Here is a 22,660-nt window from a genome sequence, read left to right on the forward strand (position 1 = left end):
AAATCATGTGTTTTAGATTCCTGGGATTAATCCACCTGGAGGATCTAAAGTTAAATATTTTTCTTTAAGATTAACTTCTGGAACCAGTGCTTGAACGAAAGGCACTAGCGCAGTTTTATCATCGCCAACAGGAGTTGAAAGTCGGATTTTAAGCAATGATTGAGCACCATCAATAACGTCTACGACTTTGCCGATTTCACGCGGCGCAACTCCAAGTGAATTATTCTCACAAATGCGCGCGCTAAGACCCACCAAATCCTTAATATACCAAGCATTTTCTTGCTCTAACTCTTGCGCGCTTTGAGCCTTAGTATAAAGCTCTAAGCCGTTTAAGGCCTCTGCATCGTTGCGATTTAGACTTTGTTCAAAAAGCAAAATCCAACGGCTTTTAAACGTTCGCGCAGACTCGATTGTAAACTCGCGCTCGCCGTCTTGCGTGTAAAGCACATTGCCTGCTTTAAAGCGCTCATAAGGTTCGTCGGTAAAAATTTGGACAGTGACTTCGCCTTTTAGTCCTTGCGCTTTTCCAATACGACAAACCCTCAGTAGGTTGTTTGAACCTTGCTGAGGGTCGTCAAAAAGTTGGTTTTTAGCCACGTTCAATCTCACTTACGTACGTCCATAATGTCAACGCGAACGTTGTGGCGGCTTAAAGCCTGTACAACAACGCGAATGGCATTAGCGGTACGACCGTTTCTTCCAATAACTCTACCGATGTCTTCTGGATTTACGCGCACGCGCAAGAGTTCGCCGCGAGCGTTTTCGTGAGAATGCACGGACACGTCATCTGGAAAATCAACGATGTTTTTAATGAGATGTTCCACAGCTTGAGCCAGCATAATTACTCAGCCTTTTCCTCGGCTTCAGCATCTGCTGCTGGAGCTTCTTCAGCTTCGTTCTTAGCGGCTTCTGCAGCAGCCTGAGCCTTTGCAGCGGCTTCGGACTTAGCAGCCTTAAGCTTCTGAGCTTCGGCTTCTACAGCCTCAACGCGAGCCTGTGCGTCTGGACCAGCTTCGCCAGTCTTCAAAGTGCCTTCTGCACCTTCAAGACCCTTGAACTTCTGCCAATCGCCAGTAATCTTTAGCAGCTTCAACACTGGTTCGGTTGGCTGTGCGCCAACGCCAAGCCAGTACTGTGCGCGGTCAGACTTAATCTGAATCAAAGATGGCTGCTTGTTTGGATCGTAGATGCCGATCTCTTCGATGGACTTGCCGTTACGCTTGTTGCGCGAATCAGAAATTACAACGCGATAGAAGGCGTAGAACTTCTTGCCCAATCTCTTAAGACGAATCTTGGTTGCCAAAATGGCTCTCCTTATAACTAGAGTCGTAGAATTTCGCTCGGGTGTGGGGCACTCCTTGCGAGTTCCACTGTTCCTCGCGTGGTCGATAAGAGGGCTTCGATTCACGCGAATAACTTTTCTATTATGACTGATTGCGTGGACTATATGTTTTCCTGAGAATGTTGCTCAAACTGGCGTGTTGAGCTACAAACTCAGGAAATGTCGCTCGCGCGGCTAATCCGCGCGAGCGCAGAAACACCCAGCCCTCACGCAACAGTAAGCAAGGAAATGCGCGAAGGTAAAGTAATAAACCATCAAGAAGCGGCAAACTAGAGTAGGATTGAAACGCAAACGATTAACGCAAAGTGGTCGCTTCCATCCACACGAATTGCGCGTTGCTCTGTGGCTATAGCGTTGCATCCTGTTGATTTTACTAGCACATGGTCAAGTGCAAGATTCGGCCATTTTTGCCACGTTGGCCAAGTCTTTAGTCGCTTGCCGATTTGCATTGATGCGTCTAAAAAGCCTGATTTTAGTAGCGCTCTAAAGCTTGGGTGGTCTGGAGTAGAGTTTAAGTCTCCGCCGATTATTTTGACTTTTTTGACGTCTTTGACGTTGTTTTCATTGTGATTTTCGCCGATTTTTGCAAGCGCCATTATTCCGCTGCTCCAAGCCGCACATCCGCGCATAGGCGACTTTGGATGCGCCGAAGCGAATGTTATTAAAAGATTTTCCGCGGATGAGTCGCGAGTAACCGCCGTAACGATTGGAACGTTTGCTGCATCAATCTTAATAGACTTACCAAAAGATTTAACATTGCTTAGTCGCGTATAAATCGCGTTAAAGCCGCCATTTTCATGTCCGTTCGCGCTTCCCAATTGCACATGTGCAAAATCGCGCTTAATCCCAAGTTTTTCAAGGTTTTTTACAAGTTTTTTGCTTACTTCTTGTAAAAGAATCGTATCGATTTTATGCGTTTTTGCTAACTTTATTATTTGACTTGCGTTTGCGCGACCATATCTGCAATTAAGCGTCATAACGCGGATTTCTCTCGATTTTTCTAGTGATAATTCTGGCGATTTTTCCTGTTTTATTCGCCGCAATCTTACTGCCCAATACGGCGTATACGATTTTAAAGAGATTACGAATAACAGCGCATATGCTACGCACAAAAATAAATAAGATTTATAAAATTCATTTTGCAATCGTGTTGCAACTGCAGCCACAGCGCTGACGACTAGCCCAAGCGCAGCGCAAAACGGCGCAATTGGAAGCAATGCAATAACATATGGCAGTGGCTTTAGTCTATCCGCTCCAGCTGGCAGCCACCTAAGTAGCTGCCAAGCTAGAAGCAAAACAAGTGCAACAAGTAAAATCGCAAGTAAAATAGCGTAAATCATCTACTGATTATTCGTATTATTCGCGTTATCTGCCGAAAAGACCTGCGAGTCCGCCGCCCAAATTAGGCGGTAAATCAGGCATTTCGTCAGCAAAGTCACCTTCGCCACTCATAAGATTTTGAAGATTTTCTGGCAAATTATTAGGCAAGTCCTGCTTCTTCTTCATAAAAGCAGACTCGCCATTCGCGTTATCATTTGCACTATTTGCAGAAGAATTTCCAGACAAGCGTTCTCTAAGCGCGCGCTCCTCGGCCTCGCGACGCATAGGATTACCGGACTTTCCGCCCTTCTTCTTGCTCTTCTTGTCTTTACGCTTAGACTTTCCGCCAGGACCGCCAAACCCAGGCATTCCGCCCATTCCAGGCATTCCTGCGCCGCCGCCATTGCTCATGCGCTTCATCATTTTAGCTGCTTGCTCAAAGCGTTGCAAAAGCGCATTCACTGCAGAAACTGGAACGCCTGCGCCAGCTGCAATGCGCGCGCGCCTAGAACCATCAATAATCTTGGTGTCTTTGCGCTCTTTAGGCGTCATCGAACGAATAATAGCTTCCGTACGGTCTATCTCGCGGTCATCAAACTGCTCAAGTTCCTGTCTGTGCGCTGCCATTCCAGGCATCATACCAAGAATCTTCTTCATAGAACCAAGCTTTTTAACCTGCTGAAGCTGATCCAAAAAGTCGTCTAGTCCAAAAGTTCCTTCAGATATTTTAGCGGCAGCTTTTCTAGACTCTTCCTCGTCAAACTGTTTTTGCGCATTCTCAATAAGCGTTAGAATATCGCCCATGTCGAGGATTCTTGAAGCCATTCTATCTGGATGGAAAATCTCAAAATCCTTCAAACCTTCGCCAGTAGAAGCGAACAAAATCGGCTTTCCTGTAACGCTTGCAACAGATAGCGCAGCGCCGCCTCGTGCATCGCCATCTAACTTAGAAAGCACAACACCCGTAAAGTCAACGCCCTCGTTAAACGCTTGAGCCGTACGAACAGCGTCCTGACCAATCATGGCGTCTATAACAAACAGAATTTCTTGCGGATTAACAGCATCGCGAATCTCGCGCGCCTGCTGCATAAGAGCATCGTCCACGCCAAGGCGACCAGCGGTATCGATAATAACCGTGTCGTACATTTTTGCGCGCGCGTAGTCAATAGAATCTCGCGCAACTTTAACAGGGTCTCCAGTGGCTAAACCAGCCGAAACAACTTCGCTACCACCGTCACTTTGCACGCCTCGCTCTGGCGCAAAAATCGCCACACCTGCACGCTCTGCAACAACCTCAAGCTGCGTAACAGCGTTAGGACGTTGCAAATCCGCCGCAACAAGCAAAGGCGTATGACCCGAATCCTTAAGCCAGTAGCCCAACTTTCCAGCGAGCGTTGTTTTACCAGCGCCTTGCAAACCAGCAAGCATGATTACAGTTGGTGGATATTTTGCAAAATTCAGCGGTCTATCAACGCCTGAACCCAAAACGTTTGTAAGCTCGTCGTTTACAATTCGCACAACTTGCTGAGCAGGATTCAGTGCGCTAGAAACTTCCTCGCCTAGTGCGCGCTCGCGAATTTTAGCAGTAAACGATCGCACAACATCTAGAGCTACGTCTGCGTCTAAAAGCGCACGACGAATTTCACGAATCGTGCCGTCGATGTCTGCGTCGGATAATTTCCCTTTTCTGCGCAAGTGTTTGAATGCGCCAGAAAGTCTTTCTGTTAACGAACTAAATGCTGCCATAATTGCTCTATTCTACAGGTTGTTTGGAATGTTTTGTTGTATTGCTTTTTATCATGTTTACATTGCTTTTACTTAAGACAAATGCCACGATGACCCTTGTGCGCAATCTTCGATTACAACGCCAGCGGCGGTTAAAGAGTCGCGAATCGCGTCTGCGCGTGCAAAATCCTTAGCTGCGCGTGCAATAGCCCTTTGTTCAAGCTGATTTGCAATCAAAGATTCAAGAACCTTATGCTCCGCGCTTGCGCCATTATTCGCACCTAAATCTTGCGATTTTTGCGAAAGATTGCGCCATTGTGGAGAATAAGGGTCTAGTCCAAGAGTGTCTAGCATTGCACGAACTTGCAAAACACAAGTCTTAATAAGGCTTTTAATGCCGTTGCTTTGATTTTCGTTTTGATTTTGCGCATAGTCATCCAAAAGCGCGTTACCAGAGCGAATCGCAGTAAAAATCGCAGCCAACGCGCCCGAAACGTTAATATCGTCGTTCATAGCTTTAGTAAAATCTTTTGGAAGATTATCTGCATCAACGCTTTGAACTTCCGCATAATCTGGCTGATTTTCGATTACGCGATTTGCGCGCTCGAGGAAGTTAGATATGCGATCATAAGCAGATTGTGCCTCGGTCAAAGATTGATCCGACCACTCAAGCATTGCGCGGTACTGCACGCCGCCTAGCGCGTATCGCACGACCCACGCGGATTTTTGAGCTAAAACAGATGGAACAGAAAGACCGTTTCCAAGGGATTTGCTCATTTTTTCGCCCTTAGATGTAACCCACGCGGAGTGCATCCACACGTTTGCACTCTTCCATCCAGCAGCGAGTGTTTGTGCCATCTCGTTTTCGTGGTGTGGGAAGCGCAAGTCTAGTCCGCCGCCGTGAATGTCGAAGGAATCGCCAAGATAGCGGTGGCTCATTGCTGAGCATTCAATGTGCCAACCTGGGCGTCCTGCTCCAAACGGCGTGTTCCAGCGCGCGTCTTTTTGGTCAAAATCGCAAGGTGCTTTCCAAAGTGCAAAATCGCGAGCATCATGCTTATCTGGGCTTGCGTCAGCAGGGTCAACTGGATTGTATTTGTCGGCTTTGTCAGCACTATTGTTGTCATCTGAATTACCATTTTGATGCGTTAGTGCGCCGTAATCTTGCCAACTTGGCACACTAAAATACACGTTTCCAGTAGGATTGCCATTCGCGTCTGTTATTGCGTATGCGTGTCCGCGATTAATCAAGCGCTGTATAAGCTCCACCATATCGTTTATGTGACCAGTTGCGCGCGGTTCCACAGTAGGCGGCATAACGCCAAGAGTGTTGTAAGCTTCAGTAAACTCGCGCTCGTAAATGTAGGCGCGCTGCCACCATGTTTGGCCATTTTCGCTAGCTTTTTTGATGATTTTATCGTCAATATCTGTAACATTTCTAACAAAAGTAACAGTGTAGCCAAGGCGCAAAAGCCATCGGCGAACAACGTCGAAGGCGATTGCTGCGCGAATATGACCTATATGAGGCGAGCTTTGCACGGTTGCGCCGCACACGTACATTCCAACGTGGCCAGGAGTAACTGTTGTAAACTCGCTAGTGTTGTGCGTTGCTGTGTTGTATAGGCGCAATCGTGCCGCTGCTGCTGTAAGAGTTCTGTTCGTATTTTCAAGCATAATCTCAATTATATGTTTAGCTAATAACTCACGCGTTAAGCTCGAAGTTGTCGATTCGAGTATTTGTTGCGATTATGACTTATGCTTGTATAAACATGAGTCGCAATCAACAAAGCGCGATTTGTACGAAAGGGATGCAATGACGTTTTCAAATGATTCAAAGTATAGCGAAGATCCAAACGCTGCTGATTTGAACGCTGTTATGGAAGACGATTCACAAAGCCTCCCAGATTCTGGGTCTAGCACAAGCACGAGCATACTTGAAAAGCCAGAGGTAGATGAATCAGCGCGAATGGACGATGGCGGTGACGCAGACCGCTTTGCACACTACGTTTCCAAGGATCGCGTAATCGAATCGCGCTTGACTGGCCGCCCAGTTGTAGCACTGTGTGGAAAAGTATGGATTCCAAAGCGCGAAGCTAACGACTATCCTGTTTGCCCAGAGTGCAAAAAAATCTACGAAGAGATGAACAATCTGGGCTTTTAGCCTAAAACGTTGATTTCTGTAGGAATAGCAGGGTCGCCACGCATAAGACTTTGAGCAGAAATCGGAAGTCTGCTAAGTGCTTTAGCACAATAGTCCTGTGCTCGCATAATTGCGTCATGACCCATAAACTCCGTATTAAATTCGCCATTTTGCACGTAGTCAACTAGCAAATCTTCCCAAGAATCTTGCGGCTTAAAAGTCGCGAGGGCACTCTCCGAGCCAGAAATTACATGCTCACAATCGGCTACGCCATTGCTAGCCACGCCGCCATTTGCACCGCCGCTAAAATCGTAGGAACGGTACGCAATCTTACGCCCTGGAACAGTCGCCTTATTCTTAGACTTCTTAGCAACAGGTTGCATAACTCCATCCGCGCCCTCGCGCTCCGTAAGCTTATAAACCATTGCGCAAGTAGGCGCGCCCGAACCTGTAACAAGCATTGTTCCAATGCCGTAGGAATCAACTGGCGCATTTTGCAAAGATGCGAGCGCATACTCGTCCAAATCGTTCGTAACCGTGATTTTAGTATTTTTAGCACCCAACGCATCGAGCTGAGCGCGAACGCGACGAGCCATAACGCACAAATCGCCCGAATCAATGCGCACACCGCCAAGATCTGCACCAGCAACTTGCACGGCGGTTTTAACAGCCTCTTCTACGTTGTATGTGTCTACAAGCAACGTTGTTCCTTTTCCAAGTGCTGCAATTTGTGACTCAAAGGCATCGCGCTCCGAATCGTGCACAAGCGTAAAGCAATGCGCGGCCGTTCCAATCGCCTTAAGCCCGTAAAGCTTTGCCGCAAGCAGGTTTGCCGTGCCTTTAAAACCGCCGATTACCGCCGCGCGAGAAGCAGCCACAGCCGACCACTCGTTTGTGCGCCTACCGCCCATATCCATGCACGGTCTGCCAGCGGATGCGGAGACCATGCGTGCTGCGGCGCTCGCCACTGAGCAATCGTAGTTAAGCACGGAAAGTAGCAACGTTTCTAGCAACGTGCACTCGCCAAAAGTGCCTTCAACTTGCAAAATCGGCGAATCTGGGAAGAACATTTCGCCTTCTCTGTAACCGCGAATTTTGCCGTTAAAATGGTAGTTTTCCAGCCATTTAATAGTGTCTTTGCTTACGATTTTTCGATCTTGCAAAAATCGTAAGTCTTCGTCGCTAAAGTGGAATCGAGTTAGCTCTTCGAGGATTCTGCCTGTGCCTGCTACCACTCCGTAGCGGCGACCTTGAGGAAGGTGTCGCGCGAAAATCTCAAAAACGCATTTGCGATTTGCTGTGCCGTCTTTTAGTGCTGCGTCGAGCATTGTGTACTCGTACATGTCTGTCATGAGTACGGAAGAGTTTGTGTAAGACTTTACTTCGGACTTTGCTTCAGACTTTGAGAAATCAAAAGAATCAAGCATTTTCAATCCTTTCTTGCAATTTTAGTAATCAAACTTAAAGCGCGTTCTTTACGACTTTTATACGCGACTTTTACCTGCAGCCAATCATAGTCCTATGCCTATCTACGATTAGTGCGCGACGACCTGCCTTTTCGCTTAGAGCGTAGCGCGAAAAGGCAATTCGTAGCGCTGAGCCGCTCAAACGTAAAGTCCAGTGGACTTTACGTGCGGCGAAGACGTGAGCGCGCTGTAACGCGCGAACGACACAATACGCAGTAAATCCAGTACAAACTCGTGCAAAATATGCTAGTTGCGGCTTGTGTCTGGATAGTGGCAGATTCGTGGTAACCTAAAAATATGACTATAGCTGTTTGCCCAGGCTCCTACGATCCCGTTACAGCCGGACACTTAGACGTGATACAACGTTGTACGCATCTCTTTAAAGAAGTGCATGTTTTGGTGGCTGTTAACGCGGCAAAAACGCCAATGTTTTCCGAATCGGAGCGTGTGGATATTATTCGCAATGCTGTTAAAAACCTAAAAAATGATTTTCCAGTCGGGGAATTTGCTCCACCTTTATGCGGAGCAGCACAGTCGCCAGCGTGCAAAATAGTTGTTGCCTCAACAGATGGTCTTATCACAGATTATTGCAAAAAAGTCGGCGCAACCGTAATAGTTAAAGGATTGCGCCAAAATGGTGACTATGAGGCGGAGCTTGGAATGGCTCTGGTTAATCGCAAGCTTGCTGGGATAGAAACCATGTTCCTGCCTGCAGACCCTATTTTGGAACATGTTTCTAGCTCCGTTGTAAAAGATGTTGCTCGTCACGGCGGAGACGTTTCGGGAATGGTGCCAGATAATGTGGTTCCACTTTTACAGAACGTTTTTTCTAAAACAATTGCAATATCACAAAAATACGTACAATAAAGTCATAAAATTAAAATAATAAAATAAAATTATTAGGAGAAACAGAGAGCAGCTACTTAGCGAAGGAGAAAAAATGAGCGAAAACGAAGACGACACAATGGAAAGCCAAGTATCGGCAAATCGCAGCCAAAAGTTGCCATTAAATCCAGTGATTGCAAACAACGATGATTCGCCCAGTGCTGCTTTTGAAGCTTACGACGCAGTGCCTGCGGCAAATAAGACTAAGGATGATAGTGCTGGAGATTCTGCGGTTGCTGGCGATTCTTCTGCTGATTCTGCGGCTGCTGGCGATAATGCGCAAAACTTGTTCCCAATGCCAGATTTGCGTGAACGCGAAGACGGTGGTGCAATAGAATTTGAAGATGAAAAAGAAAACGTGTTTAAAGCCGCTAATCCGCAAACAGTAAGCGAAGAAGTGCGAACAAAGTCGCGTGAAGAATTCACAACAGTTTACGACATAATCGACACAATGGAAACCACATTAAATGAAGCAAAAGGCGTGCTGTTTTCTGCTGGAATGGCAAAGATTGATCGCGAAGAATTCGGCGACTACTTATCTAGGTTAAAAGACATGCTACCAGTGCAACTTGAGCGCGCGAGTGCATTAATGCGAGAGGCAGAGAGGCGCTTGCGCACAGCTCAGGCTCAAGCAAATTCAATCGTAAGTTCTGCGCAAAGCCAGGCTGCTCAGATGATTGAAGAAGCACAAGAGAGAGCTAAATTCTTGGCTGGGCAAGAAAACGTGGTCGCCATTGCAAGAAATCAGGCGCAAGGAATCGTAAACGAGGCGCAGGCAAAGGCTGATAAACTCACGCGTGGTGCGGATCAGTACAGTGCTACGGTTATGGAAGGTTTAAAACAGCAGTTAGACAAGCTAGAGCAGGATGTTCAGGCAGGTCAGCGAGTTCTAGAAGAACGCAGGCGTGCGGCGGCGCATGTGCAAGACGAGATTAACAGACAAGTTAATGGAGAAGTTGTAAACGAAAGCGAAGAAAGGAACTAAAAATGGCATCGCATCCCTCCCAGTCTTTATGGGCGGTACCAGTTGCGCAAATGGCGGCACGAGCAGGAAGTAGCATGCAATTGCATCGCGTGTTCCCGGCGCCAGAAGGTATAGGAGACAGCGTTATTGGCGTGAAGCCAGGGAGCGATGTTACAGTAGACGGCAACTTTGATTCCGTAGTGGATGGGCTTATGTTCCAGGGTACGATTACAGCGCGCGTACACGCAGAGTGCTCTAGATGCCTGATGCCGTTGCATAGGGATTGGAGCGTCGATGTGTGCGCGTTCTTTGCACAGGTGGAAAGCAAGGGTGGTGCGCGTTCCAATAATTCCAAATTTAATAGATCTAATGGCGATAATGATGATTTAGAAGATGCTGATATTTGGGACGAGGGCGACGATTCTGGAAACGTGTATCCACTGGTTGGCGGAGGCGACTTTGCCGATATTGAGGCATTGATTAGGGACACAATGGTTAGCGAGCTGCCGCTTAAACCTTTGTGTGAGCCAGATTGCAAGGGTCTTTGCTCGCAATGTGGAGAAAACTTGAACGAACATCCAGATCATCATCACGATATTACGGATATTCGGTTTGCGGCGCTTGAAGGACTTAAGCAAAAGCTTGAAAACTCGCAAAATCGCTGCTGATTTACACTAATTACGTAGTGCGCGACGACCTGCCTTTTCGCTTAGAGCGTAGCGCGAAAAGGCAATTCGGAGCGCTGAGCCGCTTAGCGTAGAAGCACGGTGTGCTTCTACGGCGGCGAAGGCGTGAGCGCAGCTAATCTGCGCGAACGACACGACCTGCCATGTAGTGCGATTCTGAATAATGTATGGCGCTTGCTGTAATATACAGAACGCTTAAGCTCAATCGGTTGAACGAAATAGAGGAAAGATTATGGCACTGCCAAAGTACAAGACCTCGCGCGCTAATACTCATTCGCGTCGCGCCAATTGGAAGGCTTCTGCCGTGCAGACTATTACCTGCCCGAACTGCGGTTCGCCAGCGTTGTCTCACATGGCTTGCCCAACCTGCGGTAACTTCCGCGGTCGCGTGTATCGCGAAGCAATTCGCTCTGCGCACACCAAGTAGGTTGTATTTTAAAAAAGAACCCTGCCATCGACGGGTGGCAGGGTTCTTGTGTTTTTGCACGCTTTTATTGAGCTTGAAATTGCATGAGGTTGTAAATCAACGACTTCAACGCATGCGCTATAATGTTGAAAATATGAGTGGGAACAATACAAAAGATCAGCATGACATTCAAGATGATGTAAAAAATGACGTTCAAAATCGCGGTTATCAGAACCCAAATCATCTAGAAAATGCTAGAACTAGCAGCATAGGTGTTACGCGTTCTAAAGACGGACATACTCATGATGGTGACCCTACTCAGGAGCTTTTACGCGCGCTCGGTACTACGATTTCGCCAGATTTACTTGTTGAGGCGCTCACTCATCGCTCGTTTTCGCACGAGCATCCAGGCACTAAAAACTACGAGCGTCTAGAGTTTTTGGGAGACGCTGTTTTGGAGCTTGTTTCTACAGAAACGCTGTTTTCTGCTCACCCAGATATGACGGAAGGTCAGTTGGCTAAGCTTCGCGCTAAGGCTGTTTCGGAGTGGGCTTTGAGCGCGGTTGCGCGAGATAAGTTGCACGTTGGACCGTATATTCTTTTGGGTCATGGCGAGATGGAGCATGGAGGCGCTCAAAAAGACTCGATTTTGTGCGATATTGTTGAGGCGCTTATTGGCGCGACTTTTGTTGAGCATGGCATTGACGAGGCGCGCGCTGTAGTGCATCGTTTGATTGACGACACTTTGGCGGAGGTTCTTACAGAAGGTCCTGCTCTGGATTGGAAGACTTCGCTTACGGTTTTGGCGCACGAGATGGGGCTTGACGAGCCGCAATATAGGATGTCGGTTTCTGGCCCAGATTATGCGCCCGTGTTCCATGCGCGCGCGGTTTTGGCACACGAAAGCGGCGACGAGCTGTTGGGTGAGGCGGATGGTTCTAGCAAGCGCAAGGCTCAGCTTGCTGCTGCAGATAAAGCTTGGCACGTGTTGGATAGAAGGCGTAAGTCTAGCGGAGAAAGCGGTAATTAGAGCTTTCTGATTGCTGTGATATAAGCGATTTGAGGCGGTTCTATGGCTAGCAGTCGTAATAATAATGATTTATTATTTGACGATGGTTTGGTATCGTCAACGGAAGCTTCCGACTTATCCGATCGGTATATTGATTATTTGCGTTCAAATAAAGGCCTTGGAAGTCGCACTCTTCTCGCATATAGGGTAGATGTTTTGCAATGCCTTGAATGGTGTGGTGTAAACGATCTTTCTGATTTAAATTCTGTGTCTACAAGCGTTCTGCGTCAATGGATGTATTGGCTTAATAAGAATCACGCGCGCTCTAGTTTGGCTCGCAAAGTAGTGGCTGTGCGCGGCTTTTTTGCGTGGGCTACGCACGTTGGTTTGATTAGCGCAAATCCTGCGCAAATTCTTAATACACCTAAAATTGTTAATGAGCTTCCTACGGTTTTAGACGAGGCGCAAGCGGAAAAGTTATTGGATTGTGCTGAGGATCGTTCTGAAGATTATGCTGTGGATAAGTCGCCAGCAACCGAGCATCAAGAAAATACACCACTAAAGTCGCAAATAAAAATGCGAATAAAATCTAAAATAAAATCTCAAACAGAAACGAAACAAGAGTATGTAATCGCACTCAGAAATGCTGCGATTTTAGAGCTTTTATATGCCACGGGCATGCGTGTGGGGGAGCTTACGGGTCTTAATGTGCAAGATATGGATTTTGAAAATCACACTGTAAAAGTTACAGGTAAGGGAAACAAGCAGCGTGTAGTACCATTCGGTGTTCCTGCTGCGAAAGCGTGTAAAAAGTGGCTTGACTGTGGGAGAAGTGCGCTGCAAGAAAAATCTGCCGCAAGCTCGCCAGCGTTGTTTTTGGGCGTGCGAGCAAAGCGCATTGACCAGCGCATTGTTAGGAGCATTGTTCACGAGGCTGCAGCTGCTGCAAACGTGCCAGACGTTGCGCCGCACGCGCTTCGTCACAGTGCTGCAACGCATATGCTCAACGGGGGAGCGGACCTTCGCGAGGTTCAGGAGCTTTTGGGGCATTCGTCGCTTAACACAACGCAGCGCTACACGCACGTTTCTATTCAGGCTCTTAAACAGCGTTACTCGCAGGCTTTCCCTCGTGCGTAGAAAGACAAAGGTTTATACAGAGAATACAAAGATGTGATTTGAGTCACGTTTGGTGGCAAAATGGTGGCAAAATCGCGCAAAGTCAAAAATCTCGGAGCGTGCGTTGCGTGGCTAAATGTATAATCGATTTATAAGCTTGATAGGAGGGTAAAACAGTGGTTGATGATTCAAATAAGCCTGAATCAAGCGCATCATTGAATGAGAATGCAGCAAATCAAAACGGGTCTAGTACTGAAGAGTCTAATTCTGCAGAATCCAGTATTTCAGAATCCAGCGCGGCAGACGTTGAAATGAGCCAGTACGTGGCAGATCGCGCTCGCGTAAACGAAGATAAAATTCGCCAAGACGAGCAGATTGTTGCTGAATTTGGCGAGTACAATTACGGCTGGCATGATTCAGATGCTGCAGGCGAAGCTGCAAAGAAGGGCATTGACGAGTCGGTTGTTCGCGCAATTTCCGCCGACAAACACGAGCCAGAGTGGATGCTAAACCTTCGTTTGCAAGGCTATCGCGCGTTTCTACAAAAGCCGATGCCTGATTGGGGCGTGGATTTAAGCGGTTTTGACGCAGACGATTTTAAATACTACGTGCGCCCTGTCCATGATCAAGCGAAAACTTGGGATGATTTGCCAGAAGATATTCGCAAAACTTACGATAGGCTTGGTATCCCAGAAGCGGAGAAAAAGCGCTTAGTTTCAGGTGTTGCAGCACAGTACGAGTCGGAAGTTATTTACAATTCGATTCGCGAGGACTTAGCGGCTCAAGGCGTTATTTTTGTGGATACGGATACAGCAGTTCAAAAGTATCCGGAGCTTGTAAAAAAGTATTTTGCAACTGTGATTCCAGTTGACGACAACAAGTTTGCGGCTCTTAACACAGCGGCTTGGAGTGGCGGCTCGTTTGTGTACGTGCCAAAAGGCGTGCATGTAGATATTCCGCTTCAGGCTTACTTCCGCATTAACACGCCAAACATGGGTCAGTTTGAGCGCACGTTGATTATTGCAGACGAAGGATCGTACGTGCATTACGTTGAAGGTTGCACAGCTCCGATCTATTCTACGGACTCGCTCCACGCTGCAAACGTTGAGATTGTTGTAGAAAAGCATGCGCGCGTGCGCTACACAACCGTGCAAAATTGGTCAAATAACGTGTATAACTTGGTAACTCAGCGAGCTTACGTGCGCGAAGGTGGTACAATGGAGTGGGTTGATGGAAACATTGGCTCCAAGGCTACTATGAAGTATCCTGCATGCATTCTTGCTGAGCCGTACGCAAAAGCAGAAACCATGTCTTTGAGCTTTGCGGGCCGCGGTCAGTACCAAGATACGGGTGCGAAGATGATTCATTTGGCTCCGCACACGAGTTCTACGATTGTTGCTAAGTCGATTTCGCGCGGCGGCGGACGTTCTGCGTACCGCGGTCTTGTGAAGATTGTTAAGGGAGCGAGCGGCTCTAGCTCTTCGGTTGTGTGTGATGCTTTGCTTGTTGACGATTTTTCTAGATCCGACACTTATCCGCATGTTGATGTGCGCGAAGATAACGTTTCGATGGCTCACGAGGCCACTGTTTCCAAGGTTTCCGAAGATCAGCTTTTCTACTTGATGAGTCGAGGGCTGGAAGAAAAAGAGGCTATGGGAATGATTGTGCGCGGCTTTGTGGAGCCGATTAGTCGCCAGTTGCCTATGGAGTATGCTCTGGAGCTTAATCGTCTTGTGGAATTGCAAATGGAAGGATCCGTGGGGTGATGAGCGAAGATCTGAAAAAGAATTTAGGCAATAAAATGACGGAAAAAGAAATTAATATTCCTGTAGCAGACCCTAATGATCCTTACGCGGTTCCTGCTGCAATGCCTTCTAGTGCAGATAAATCCGTGCGCTCTTTTAATGTGCAAGACTTTACGATTCCAACTAGGAAGCAGGAAGATTGGCGATACACTCCAGTTGAGCGAATTTCCGAGTTCTTTGATAGTTTTAAGCCGTCTAACAACGTTGCTGTGGAGCTAAAAGGTGTTGATGGCGATTCGCATGTAACGATGCAAATTTTGCCTAAAAACGAGGCTCCGCATACAGAGATGAAGCCTTCGGATCGCGTGGCTGCTGTTGCGTGGAATTCTGCAAAGTCGGCGTACGTTTTGCATGTTTGTGGCGAAGTTACAAAGCCAATAATATTGCAAATTCACGGGAATCTTAAAAATGAAAGTACTTTGCAATCGCTAGATGCATTGCCACTAGACGCATTGCACTTAGTGATTGAAGCTGATTCTTACACAAACGCGGATATTATCGTAGAACACACAGGAGTTGCAAAGCTTGCTGAAGGCGTAGAAATCATTCTTGGAGATAACGCGCATGTTTCTACAACGTTCATTCAAGAGTGGGATTCAGGCAGCAAACACGTTGGAAATCATAGGATTCACGTTGGGCAGGGTGCTTCGCTTCGTCACACAATGGTCACGCTTGGCGGAGACGTTGTGCGAATCCGCATGGATCAGGATTTTGGTGGCGAAAAGGGCGATTTAAACATGCTTGGCATGTATTTTGTGGATCCAGGCGAGCATGTTGAGCATCGTACGATGGTTGTGCACAATCACCCAGAATGCAAGTCGCGAGTAGTGTATAAGGGCGCGCTTTACGGCAAAGGAGCGCATTCTACATGGGTTGGAAACGCGCTTATTAAGCCAGAAGCTCCAGGCACGGATTCGTACGAGTTGAACAGAAACCTGGTGCTAACTCCTGGCGCGATTGCCGATTCGGAGCCAAATCTAGAAATCGAAAATGGAAATATTATTGGCGCAGGTCATGCAAGTTCTGTCGGCAGATTCGACGACGAGGAGCTGTTTTACTTGCAATCTCGCGGCGTGAGCGAAGCGGATGCGAGAAAGCTTGTTGTGCGCGGATTCTTTAACGAGCTTATTGATGAGATTGGCGTGCCGCAAATCGTAGATCATTTGATGGCTGCGATTGAGAGGCGTTTAGCTAAGACGGAAGAATCGCAAGCAGCCGCAGAATCTGTAAATGCGGAAAAATCGCCAGCAACCGAAGAATAGGAGATAAACATGTCAACTTTAGAAATCAAGGATTTGTACGCGTCTGTAGAAACAAAGGAGGGGCGCAAGCAAATCTTAAAGGGCGTAAATCTTACAGTTAATTCTGGCGAAACGCACGCGATTATGGGTCCGAATGGCTCTGGAAAGTCTACTCTCGCATACACTTTGGCAGGTCACCCAAAGTACGAAGTGGATTCGGGTCAGGTGCTTCTAGACGGCGAAGATATTTTGAAGATGACTCCAGACGAGCGCGCAAAAGCTGGGCTGTTTCTTGCAATGCAATACCCGGTAGAGGTACCTGGTGTTTCGATGACGAACTTTTTGCGCACAGCAAAAACAGAAGTGAGCGGCGAAGCTCCGACTTTGCGCGCGTGGGTTAAAGAGCTTAACGAAGCAATGAAGCGCTTAAGAATGGACCCAAAGTTTGCATCTCGTTCTGTAAACGAGGGATTTTCGGGCGGCGAGAAAAAGCGCGCGGAAGTTTTGCAACTAGAGATTTTAAAGCCAAAGTTTGCGATTTTAGACGAGACGGATTCTGGTCTAGACGTGGATGCTTTGCGAATTGTTTCGGAAGGCGTAAATCGCGCCAAAGAAAGCACTGGTTTGGGAATTATGATGGTTACGCATTACACGCGAATCCTAAAGTACATTAAGCCAGATATTGTTCACGTTTTTGCGCAAGGTCACTTTGTAAAGACGGCAGGACCGGAGCTTGCAGACGAGTTGGAAGAAGAAGGATACGACAAGTATTTGCCAGAAGGTGCCAGCGAATCTGCGATTGCGTGAGTCTGCGATTGCATGAGCGGCGTGTCTAAAGCCGCGAGTAAACTCGTCTAGGTTTGGCTAAATAAAACGGAAGAGGTTTGTAATGACTGTTCGCGGTGATATAAGAAATGTGGCAATCGTAGCGCACGTTGACCATGGTAAAACAACGCTCGTAAATGCCATGCTTCAGCAGTCGCACGTATTCTCTGAGCGAGAAGAAGTGCCAGACCGCGTAATGGACTCCAACGACCTTGAGCGCGAAAAAGGCATCACCATTCTTGCCAAGAACACTGCTGTGCAATACACTGGCCCGCTCGCAGAAAAGTACGGTCACCCAGAGGGAATTACAATCAACGTAATCGATACCCCAGGTCACGCCGACTTTGGTGGCGAAGTAGAGCGCGGCATCTCCATGGTTGATGGCGTTGTGCTGCTTGTTGACGCTTCCGAAGGCCCACTTCCACAAACTCGATTCGTTCTACGCAAGGCTCTTGAGGCAAAGTTGCCAGTGATTTTGTGCGTTAACAAAACGGATCGTCCAGATGCGCGTATTGACGAGGTTGTGAGCGAAGCTACAGATTTGCTTCTCGGTCTTGCACAAGACGTTGTTGAAGAAGGAATCGACCTAGATATTGATTCGCTTCTTGATTTGCCTGTTATTTATTGCGCGGCAAAAGCTGGCTATGCATCCTTGAATCAGCCAGAAAACGGTGGCTTGCCAGATAACGATAATTTGGAGCCTCTTTTTGACTCCATTATCTCCAACATTCCAGCACCAGAGTACGAGGAAGGCGCACCTCTTCAGGCGCACGTTGCAAACATCGATTCTTCCGACTTCCTTGGTCGCCTCGGCTTAGTGCGAATCTACAATGGCACTTTGGAAAAGGGTAAGACTTACGGGCTTTCTCGTGTAGACGGCTCTATTGAAAACTTCCGTGTTTCTGAGCTTTTGCGCACGCAAGGCTTGGAGCGCACTCCTGTTGCATCTGCAGGTCCTGGAGATATTGTTGCAGTTGCAGGCGTTAATGACATTATGATTGGCGAGACGATTGTGGACCAGAACGATCCAAAGCCTCTTCCATTGATTCACGTTGACGACCCAGCTATCTCCATGACTTTCGGCATTAACGATTCGCCGCTTGCTGGCACAGAAGGTAAGGATCACAAGCTTACAGCGCGCATGATTAAAGATAGGCTTGATCGAGAGCTTATTGGTAACGTGTCTATTAAGGTTCTTCCAACAGACCGCCCAGATGCTTGGGAAGTTCAGGGTCGTGGCGAGTTGGCGTTGGCAGTTTTGGCGGAGCAAATGCGTCGCGAAGGCTACGAGCTTACAGTTGGTCGTCCTCAAGTTGTTACTAAGACGATTGACGGCCAAATTAACGAGCCTATGGAAAACACTACGATTGATGTTCCAGAAGAATACATGGGTACTGTTACGCAGCTTATGGCGGATCGCAAGGGTCGCATGGATTCTATGAGCAATCACGGATCTGGCTGGATTCGCTTGCAATTTACTGTTCCTTCGCGTGGTCTTATTGGCTTCCGCACAGCTCTTCTTTCTGCGACTCGCGGAACGGGAATCGCAAGCTCTATTTCTGCAGGCTATGCTCCATGGGCTGGTCAGATTGTAACTCGTCAAAACGGCTCCATGGTTTGCGATCGTAAGGGTGTTGCAACGCCTTATGCTATGCAGCGTTTGCAGGCGCGTGGCGTGTTCTTTGTGGATCCGCAAAGCCCTGTGTACGAAGGTCAAATCGTTGGTATTAACAATAAGCCAGACGAGTTGGACGTTAACATTACGCTTGCTAAGCATATGACTAACATGCGTTCTTCTACAGCAGATGTTCTTGAGACTTTGACGCCACCAATTAAGATGAGCTTGGAAGAGTCGCTTGACTTTGCTAACGAAGATGAGTGCGTGGAAGTTACGCCTGAGTCGATTCGCGTGCGCAAGATCATTTTGAGCCGTGATGAATGGTATAAGTGGCGCGCTAAGCAGCGTCGTCAAAATAATGCTGCGTGATTCCTTAAAATGATGTTTAACATAAAGTCGCATTCCGTGCTATTTGTTAGCAAGTGTGCGGCTTTATGCGTTTTGGCGGCATTTTGCGCGGTTTTGGGCACTTTTGCGCATCGAATGGGCGCTATGTACAACTTTCCGTACGGTCTTGTAATCGCGCTTTTGCTTGTTACTTTGAGCGCGTGTTTTGCTCGCATGCTTTGTGGCATGTTTGGCTTTATTTTGCACGCAATTGTGTGCTGTTCGGTTGTGTGGATGATTGCGCTTGGATGGTTTAGGATTTTTGGCGCGTTTCGAGGCGTGCTTGTTGCAGTTGGTTTTGGCGCGGATAATCTTCCGTGGATTGCGCAAAATGCTGGATATTTTTGGCTTTATGGCATTATTATTGTTCACGTAGTTTTGCTTTTTATCCCTAATAAATTCTTTGTTATCTCTGATGCTAAATAAGCGGTGCTAAATAAGTGTAAGTTAGTTTATAGGTGAATTTTTATAGGTGAATTTGCTGCATGTTTGTGCAAAAATAGCATTATGCAGTAGTCTTACTTACAGTCTTAGAGTAGTTTTGAGGAATAGTCATGAATAGCAATATAGTCATGAATAGTAATAAGAACAGAAGTAGTGCCCGCAAATTATGTTATTTAGGACCAGAAGGTTCTTTTACTCATCAAGCTGCTTTAAAAGTTAAAGAACAATGTAAATCGTTAGGTGCTTTGCGTCTTATTCCAACTGCGTGTGAGAATATTCGTAATATCGCTAGCAAAATTGAAGATTGTCACGATTTGGGTATTATTGCGTGGGAAAACAATATTGAAGGCGTAGTAATACCTAATTTAGATCTATTAATTGATGCAAAAAATATGGTTGGCATTGCTCGCTTGGGCGTTGATATAAGTTTTGATGCTGTTGTTTGCCAGTCGGATTCAATCGATAACTGTTCGACTATTGTTGCTCACCCTCACGCGTTGGCACAATGCCGTAAGTTTGCTCAAAAGCATGGATTGAAAGAAAAAACTGCGTCTTCAAACGCTGCTGCTTGTAGGGATTTAGTTCCTGGCGAAGTTGCTTTGTGCCCTAAAATTTGTGCTGATTTATACAATAGGCAAATTGTGAGTGAAGCTGTTGAAGATTTTTCTGGCGCGCGCACTGAGTTTTTAGTGTTAGCTCCTAGAGATGAGGCTTTCAATTTTGTTAGTATGCATCGCGAATGCTATTCATCTTTTTCTTCGATTATTGCTTTTATTCCGCGTTGTACAGGTGCTGGAGTGCTAGCAAATTTGCTTGACGTTGTGCGCGATCATGGTCTTAATATGACTTCTTTTATGTCTAGGCCGATTAAAGGTCAAGATGGTTTATATAGTTTTATTGCCACTGTTGATGCTGCTCCTTGGGATTCTACGTGTAAAGCTATGATTCAAGAAGTTGTTGAACATGGTGATTGGGTGCGAGTTTTAGCGGTGTATCCTTCTGATAATCGCAATAATCCGGTTATGAATGATTGGATGCTGCCTAATGGCGGAGTGTGTATTGATGCTCCAGGCGATGCTTCAGTTGATGCTTTGAGCGCTTTGAACGTAATGCATGCAGAAAGAGAATTATTATGGTAGAAGATGCTGGATTTTCTCAAAAATTTTCTGTTGGTATTGTTGGACTTGGACTTATTGGCGGATCAATCGCAAAGCGTTTGGCTGCCACTGGCTCCTGCAAAGTGTACGCGTATAATCGCCATCAAACAATGTATAAAGAGGCGAGGGCGCTTGGAATCACTTGCGTTGAAAGCGTTGCGGAGCTTGCGAGCATGCAGCCAAATGTTTTGATTTTGTGCAATTCGCTTGCCTCTATGCCAGAAGTTCTTGGCGAGATTTCGCGCGGTATCAACAAGCAGCGCACAACTTTGACGGATGTTGGTAGCGTTAAGAGGCTTGTACGAGAGCAGGTTAAGGCCGCGGGGCTTGGCGATTGCTACATTGGCGCGCATCCTATGGCTGGAAGCGAGTTTACGGGTTGGCAGGCGTCTAGCGCGCAGCTGCTGGACGGCGCGCTTTGGGCAGTTAGCGTTGATGAGAATAGTGATTTTTGGCGGTTTTTGGCGGTTTTGCGCGTTATTGTGTCGTTGTGTGGCAATCGCGCGCTTGTGTTGAACGATTCTATACACGACGCTTCGGCGGCGCTGATTTCGCACATGCCGCACGTTGTTTCTACAGCGCTGGCGAACGTTTTGTGCGGAAGCGAAAATCGCAATGTTGCGTTGCAAATGTCGGCTGGTTCTTGGCGAGATATGACGCGAGTGGCGCTTACGGATCCAGATCGCACGCGTGCAATGGTTGCGGAAAATCGGCGAAATGTTGCGGATTTGCTTGGGAGTGTGATTGAGGAGTTGAGTTTTGCGAAGAAGATGCTTGAGAGGAGCGATGGCGATTCGGCGGTTGCTAGCGATGAGCGCGCGTTTTTTGCTAAGGCTGATTCTTGGCGCGAATACAAGTATAAGGAGCGCGCGGTTGCTTGCGATAAGTCGGCTGGCGATTTGCGCGAGCTTCGATTTGCGCTTGATTGTGCAGGTGATTGGCAAAGTCAGCTGATTCAAAGCGCGCAAAGCGGCGAGCAGATTGTTGGCGTGGCGTTTAGCGATTCTGCGGTTGCTTGCGCATTACGCAACTCGAAGTGGTAGATTCGAGCGGCATATAATTGACATATGACCGAATCGCAGCAATCGCCATTTTCCCCAAAAATCCAGCAGTTTCTAAACCACATAAGCGTGGAGCGCGGGCTTTCGCCAAAAACCGTTGAAGCTTACGAGTCGGATCTTACAAAATACACGAACTGGCTGCGCGAAGCCCGAAAAATAAACGATGTTAATGAAATCACGCAACTAGATATTGAAGAATACGTGCGCGCAATGTCATCACAAGCAATGTCATCGCAAAACTTAGGACCTCGCACGATTGCGCGGCGAATCGCAAGCATCCACGAGTGGAACAAATTCATGCTTTCCAACGCGCAAATCGCAAGCGACCCTTCTGCAGAAGTCAAAGCGCCAAAGCAAGCGGAGCATCTTCCAGACGTGCTCAGCATTAGCGAAGTGGAGCGCGTAATCGATGCTGCTGGCGGATTTGGTAGCACGGATGCCGTCTCGCTTCGAGACCGTGCGCTTGTGGAATTTTTGTACGCGACTGGCGCGCGCGTGAGCGAGGCGGTTGGACTAAAATTCGAGGATATTGATTTGACGGAATCAGTTGTGCGGCTTAGTGGCAAGGGTCAAAAGCAGAGGCTTGTGCCGATTGGAAAGTGCGCGGTACGCGCGTTGCGCGATTATTTAGCTAACGCAAGACCTATTCTTGCAAGTCGCGCGCAAAAGTCGCCAGCAACCGCAAAGTCGCGACTCAAGTCACCCTTAAGCTCATCGTCAAAATCTGCTAATACTCACGTGATTTTCCTCAACAAACGTGGCAAATCGCTATCTCGTCAATCCGCGTGGGAGGCGATTTCGCGTGCTGGCAAAATGGCTAAAATTGGCAAAGAATTGCATCCGCACACGCTTCGACATTCATTTGCAACGCATTTGATTTCGGGGGGCGCCGATGTTCGCACTGTGCAGGAGCTGCTTGGTCATGCGTCCGTTACAACAACGCAAATTTATACGCATATAAGCCCAGATGCGCTTATGGAGGCGTATGTTATGAGTCATCCGCGCGCGAGATAGATACACAACGACGCATCGATTCACTGAACATACCTTTTGATAGACTGAA

22 protein-coding genes are annotated in these 22,660 nt (G+C 47.4%); 15 read left to right on the forward strand and 7 right to left on the reverse strand.

Going from position 1 to position 22,660, the window contains the following annotated elements:
* Nucleotides 1–12 precede the first annotated feature (12 nt).
* The 6 genes from rimM to cysS form a co-directional block, all read right to left on the reverse strand.
* The gene (gene rimM, locus HXT55_RS02285; RefSeq protein ID WP_080576530.1) at nucleotides 13–609 is read right to left on the reverse strand and encodes a ribosome maturation factor RimM; all 597 of its coding nucleotides are present in this window, start codon (nucleotides 607–609) and stop codon (nucleotides 13–15) included.
* The gene (locus HXT55_RS02290) at nucleotides 606–839 is read right to left on the reverse strand and encodes an RNA-binding protein (protein ID WP_421792370.1); all 234 of its coding nucleotides are present in this window, start codon (nucleotides 837–839) and stop codon (nucleotides 606–608) included. The genes rimM and HXT55_RS02290 overlap by 4 nt, the downstream gene beginning before the upstream one ends.
* Nucleotides 840–841: 2 nt before the next feature.
* Nucleotides 842–1,303 carry a 30S ribosomal protein S16 gene (gene rpsP, locus HXT55_RS02295; RefSeq protein ID WP_004114571.1) on the reverse strand — a complete coding sequence of 154 codons (462 nt, stop codon included), beginning with the start codon at nucleotides 1,301–1,303 and terminating at the stop codon, nucleotides 842–844.
* Nucleotides 1,304–1,611: 308 nt separating this feature from the next.
* Nucleotides 1,612–2,682 carry an endonuclease/exonuclease/phosphatase family protein gene (locus HXT55_RS02300; protein ID WP_421792372.1) on the reverse strand — a complete coding sequence of 357 codons (1,071 nt, stop codon included), beginning with the start codon at nucleotides 2,680–2,682 and terminating at the stop codon, nucleotides 1,612–1,614.
* Between the two features lie 25 nt (nucleotides 2,683–2,707).
* Nucleotides 2,708–4,408 (reverse strand): signal recognition particle protein, encoded by a 1,701-nt coding sequence (ffh, locus tag HXT55_RS02305; RefSeq protein WP_004114574.1) that lies wholly within the window; start codon nucleotides 4,406–4,408, stop codon nucleotides 2,708–2,710.
* A gap of 72 nt (nucleotides 4,409–4,480) precedes the next feature.
* Entirely contained in the window at nucleotides 4,481–6,061 is a 1,581-nt protein-coding gene (cysS, locus tag HXT55_RS02310) for a cysteine--tRNA ligase (protein WP_421792374.1), read from the reverse strand.
* A 139-nt stretch (nucleotides 6,062–6,200) separates the two neighbouring features.
* Between cysS and HXT55_RS02315 the strand changes: the two genes are divergently transcribed.
* A complete protein-coding gene (locus HXT55_RS02315; protein ID WP_421792376.1) occupies nucleotides 6,201–6,548 on the forward strand; it encodes a DUF3039 domain-containing protein in 348 nt (115 codons plus the stop codon).
* Here HXT55_RS02315 and HXT55_RS02320 read toward each other — a convergent pair.
* Nucleotides 6,545–7,954, reverse strand: a complete 1,410-nt coding sequence (locus HXT55_RS02320) for a nicotinate phosphoribosyltransferase (protein ID WP_421792378.1) — start codon at nucleotides 7,952–7,954, stop codon at nucleotides 6,545–6,547. The two genes, HXT55_RS02315 and HXT55_RS02320, sit on opposite strands and share 4 nt — an antisense overlap.
* Before the next feature lie 336 nt (nucleotides 7,955–8,290).
* Between HXT55_RS02320 and coaD the strand changes: the two genes are divergently transcribed.
* From coaD to HXT55_RS02390, 14 genes are all read left to right on the forward strand, one after another.
* On the forward strand, nucleotides 8,291–8,860 hold the full coding sequence (coaD, locus tag HXT55_RS02325) for a pantetheine-phosphate adenylyltransferase (RefSeq protein WP_014554409.1): 570 nt from the start codon (nucleotides 8,291–8,293) through the stop codon (nucleotides 8,858–8,860).
* A 73-nt stretch (nucleotides 8,861–8,933) separates the two neighbouring features.
* Nucleotides 8,934–9,863, forward strand: a complete 930-nt coding sequence (locus HXT55_RS02330) for a hypothetical protein (RefSeq protein ID WP_421792380.1) — start codon at nucleotides 8,934–8,936, stop codon at nucleotides 9,861–9,863.
* Between the two features lie 2 nt (nucleotides 9,864–9,865).
* Nucleotides 9,866–10,510 carry a YceD family protein gene (locus HXT55_RS02335; RefSeq protein ID WP_421792382.1) on the forward strand — a complete coding sequence of 215 codons (645 nt, stop codon included), beginning with the start codon at nucleotides 9,866–9,868 and terminating at the stop codon, nucleotides 10,508–10,510.
* 250 nt (nucleotides 10,511–10,760) lie between these two features.
* Nucleotides 10,761–10,955 (forward strand): 50S ribosomal protein L32, encoded by a 195-nt coding sequence (gene rpmF / locus HXT55_RS02340; RefSeq protein ID WP_004113441.1) that lies wholly within the window; start codon nucleotides 10,761–10,763, stop codon nucleotides 10,953–10,955.
* Nucleotides 10,956–11,067: 112 nt separating this feature from the next.
* Nucleotides 11,068–11,964, forward strand: coding sequence for a ribonuclease III (gene rnc, locus HXT55_RS02345; RefSeq protein ID WP_048730208.1), 897 nt, complete (start codon nucleotides 11,068–11,070; stop codon nucleotides 11,962–11,964).
* A 42-nt stretch (nucleotides 11,965–12,006) separates the two neighbouring features.
* Nucleotides 12,007–13,080, forward strand: coding sequence for a tyrosine recombinase XerC (locus HXT55_RS02350; protein ID WP_064622834.1), 1,074 nt, complete (start codon nucleotides 12,007–12,009; stop codon nucleotides 13,078–13,080).
* Nucleotides 13,081–13,235: 155 nt separating this feature from the next.
* Nucleotides 13,236–14,825 (forward strand): Fe-S cluster assembly protein SufB, encoded by a 1,590-nt coding sequence (gene sufB, locus HXT55_RS02355; protein ID WP_004113432.1) that lies wholly within the window; start codon nucleotides 13,236–13,238, stop codon nucleotides 14,823–14,825.
* Nucleotides 14,825–16,126 (forward strand): Fe-S cluster assembly protein SufD, encoded by a 1,302-nt coding sequence (gene sufD, locus HXT55_RS02360; protein WP_421792384.1) that lies wholly within the window; start codon nucleotides 14,825–14,827, stop codon nucleotides 16,124–16,126. Before sufB ends, sufD begins: the two co-directional genes overlap by 1 nt.
* A 9-nt stretch (nucleotides 16,127–16,135) precedes the next feature.
* Entirely contained in the window at nucleotides 16,136–16,912 is a 777-nt protein-coding gene (gene sufC / locus HXT55_RS02365) for a Fe-S cluster assembly ATPase SufC (protein ID WP_004113429.1), read from the forward strand.
* 82 nt (nucleotides 16,913–16,994) lie between these two features.
* Nucleotides 16,995–18,917 carry a translational GTPase TypA gene (gene typA / locus HXT55_RS02370; protein ID WP_004114597.1) on the forward strand — a complete coding sequence of 641 codons (1,923 nt, stop codon included), beginning with the start codon at nucleotides 16,995–16,997 and terminating at the stop codon, nucleotides 18,915–18,917.
* A gap of 9 nt (nucleotides 18,918–18,926) precedes the next feature.
* Complete coding sequence (locus tag HXT55_RS02375) at nucleotides 18,927–19,361, forward strand: alcohol dehydrogenase (RefSeq protein WP_174190693.1); 435 nt, start codon at nucleotides 18,927–18,929, stop codon at nucleotides 19,359–19,361.
* Nucleotides 19,362–19,489: 128 nt separating this feature from the next.
* Nucleotides 19,490–20,518, forward strand: a complete 1,029-nt coding sequence (locus HXT55_RS02380) for a prephenate dehydratase (RefSeq protein WP_421792387.1) — start codon at nucleotides 19,490–19,492, stop codon at nucleotides 20,516–20,518.
* The gene (locus tag HXT55_RS02385; protein ID WP_421792389.1) at nucleotides 20,512–21,579 is read left to right on the forward strand and encodes a prephenate dehydrogenase; all 1,068 of its coding nucleotides are present in this window, start codon (nucleotides 20,512–20,514) and stop codon (nucleotides 21,577–21,579) included. Before HXT55_RS02380 ends, HXT55_RS02385 begins: the two co-directional genes overlap by 7 nt.
* A gap of 24 nt (nucleotides 21,580–21,603) precedes the next feature.
* On the forward strand, nucleotides 21,604–22,611 hold the full coding sequence (locus tag HXT55_RS02390; protein WP_102720776.1) for a site-specific tyrosine recombinase: 1,008 nt from the start codon (nucleotides 21,604–21,606) through the stop codon (nucleotides 22,609–22,611).
* Nucleotides 22,612–22,660: the final 49 nt, after the last annotated feature.

The sequence above is a fragment of the Gardnerella sp. KA00718 genome (assembly GCF_049244285.1).
GTDB classification, from domain to species: domain Bacteria; phylum Actinomycetota; class Actinomycetes; order Actinomycetales; family Bifidobacteriaceae; genus Bifidobacterium; species Bifidobacterium vaginale.

Excerpts from the sequence above, each read along its gene's own strand:
- HXT55_RS02290 (WP_421792370.1), bottom strand. The coding sequence starts at position 839 with ATGCTGGCTCAAGCTGTGGAACATCTCATTAAAAACATCGTTGATTTT.
- HXT55_RS02300 (WP_421792372.1), bottom strand. The coding sequence starts at position 2,682 with ATGATTTACGCTATTTTACTTGCGATTTTACTTGTTGCACTTGTTTTG.
- ffh (WP_004114574.1), bottom strand. The coding sequence starts at position 4,408 with ATGGCAGCATTTAGTTCGTTAACAGAAAGACTTTCTGGCGCATTCAAA.
- cysS (WP_421792374.1), bottom strand. The coding sequence starts at position 6,061 with ATGCTTGAAAATACGAACAGAACTCTTACAGCAGCAGCGGCACGATTG.
- HXT55_RS02315 (WP_421792376.1), top strand. The coding sequence starts at position 6,201 with ATGACGTTTTCAAATGATTCAAAGTATAGCGAAGATCCAAACGCTGCT.
- HXT55_RS02320 (WP_421792378.1), bottom strand. The coding sequence starts at position 7,954 with ATGCTTGATTCTTTTGATTTCTCAAAGTCTGAAGCAAAGTCCGAAGTA.
- coaD (WP_014554409.1), top strand. The coding sequence starts at position 8,291 with ATGACTATAGCTGTTTGCCCAGGCTCCTACGATCCCGTTACAGCCGGA.
- HXT55_RS02330 (WP_421792380.1), top strand. The coding sequence starts at position 8,934 with ATGAGCGAAAACGAAGACGACACAATGGAAAGCCAAGTATCGGCAAAT.
- HXT55_RS02335 (WP_421792382.1), top strand. The coding sequence starts at position 9,866 with ATGGCATCGCATCCCTCCCAGTCTTTATGGGCGGTACCAGTTGCGCAA.
- rpmF (WP_004113441.1), top strand. The coding sequence starts at position 10,761 with ATGGCACTGCCAAAGTACAAGACCTCGCGCGCTAATACTCATTCGCGT.
- rnc (WP_048730208.1), top strand. The coding sequence starts at position 11,068 with ATGCGCTATAATGTTGAAAATATGAGTGGGAACAATACAAAAGATCAG.
- HXT55_RS02350 (WP_064622834.1), top strand. The coding sequence starts at position 12,007 with ATGGCTAGCAGTCGTAATAATAATGATTTATTATTTGACGATGGTTTG.
- sufD (WP_421792384.1), top strand. The coding sequence starts at position 14,825 with ATGAGCGAAGATCTGAAAAAGAATTTAGGCAATAAAATGACGGAAAAA.
- sufC (WP_004113429.1), top strand. The coding sequence starts at position 16,136 with ATGTCAACTTTAGAAATCAAGGATTTGTACGCGTCTGTAGAAACAAAG.
- typA (WP_004114597.1), top strand. The coding sequence starts at position 16,995 with ATGACTGTTCGCGGTGATATAAGAAATGTGGCAATCGTAGCGCACGTT.
- HXT55_RS02375 (WP_174190693.1), top strand. The coding sequence starts at position 18,927 with ATGATGTTTAACATAAAGTCGCATTCCGTGCTATTTGTTAGCAAGTGT.
- HXT55_RS02380 (WP_421792387.1), top strand. The coding sequence starts at position 19,490 with ATGAATAGCAATATAGTCATGAATAGTAATAAGAACAGAAGTAGTGCC.
- HXT55_RS02385 (WP_421792389.1), top strand. The coding sequence starts at position 20,512 with ATGGTAGAAGATGCTGGATTTTCTCAAAAATTTTCTGTTGGTATTGTT.
- HXT55_RS02390 (WP_102720776.1), top strand. The coding sequence starts at position 21,604 with ATGACCGAATCGCAGCAATCGCCATTTTCCCCAAAAATCCAGCAGTTT.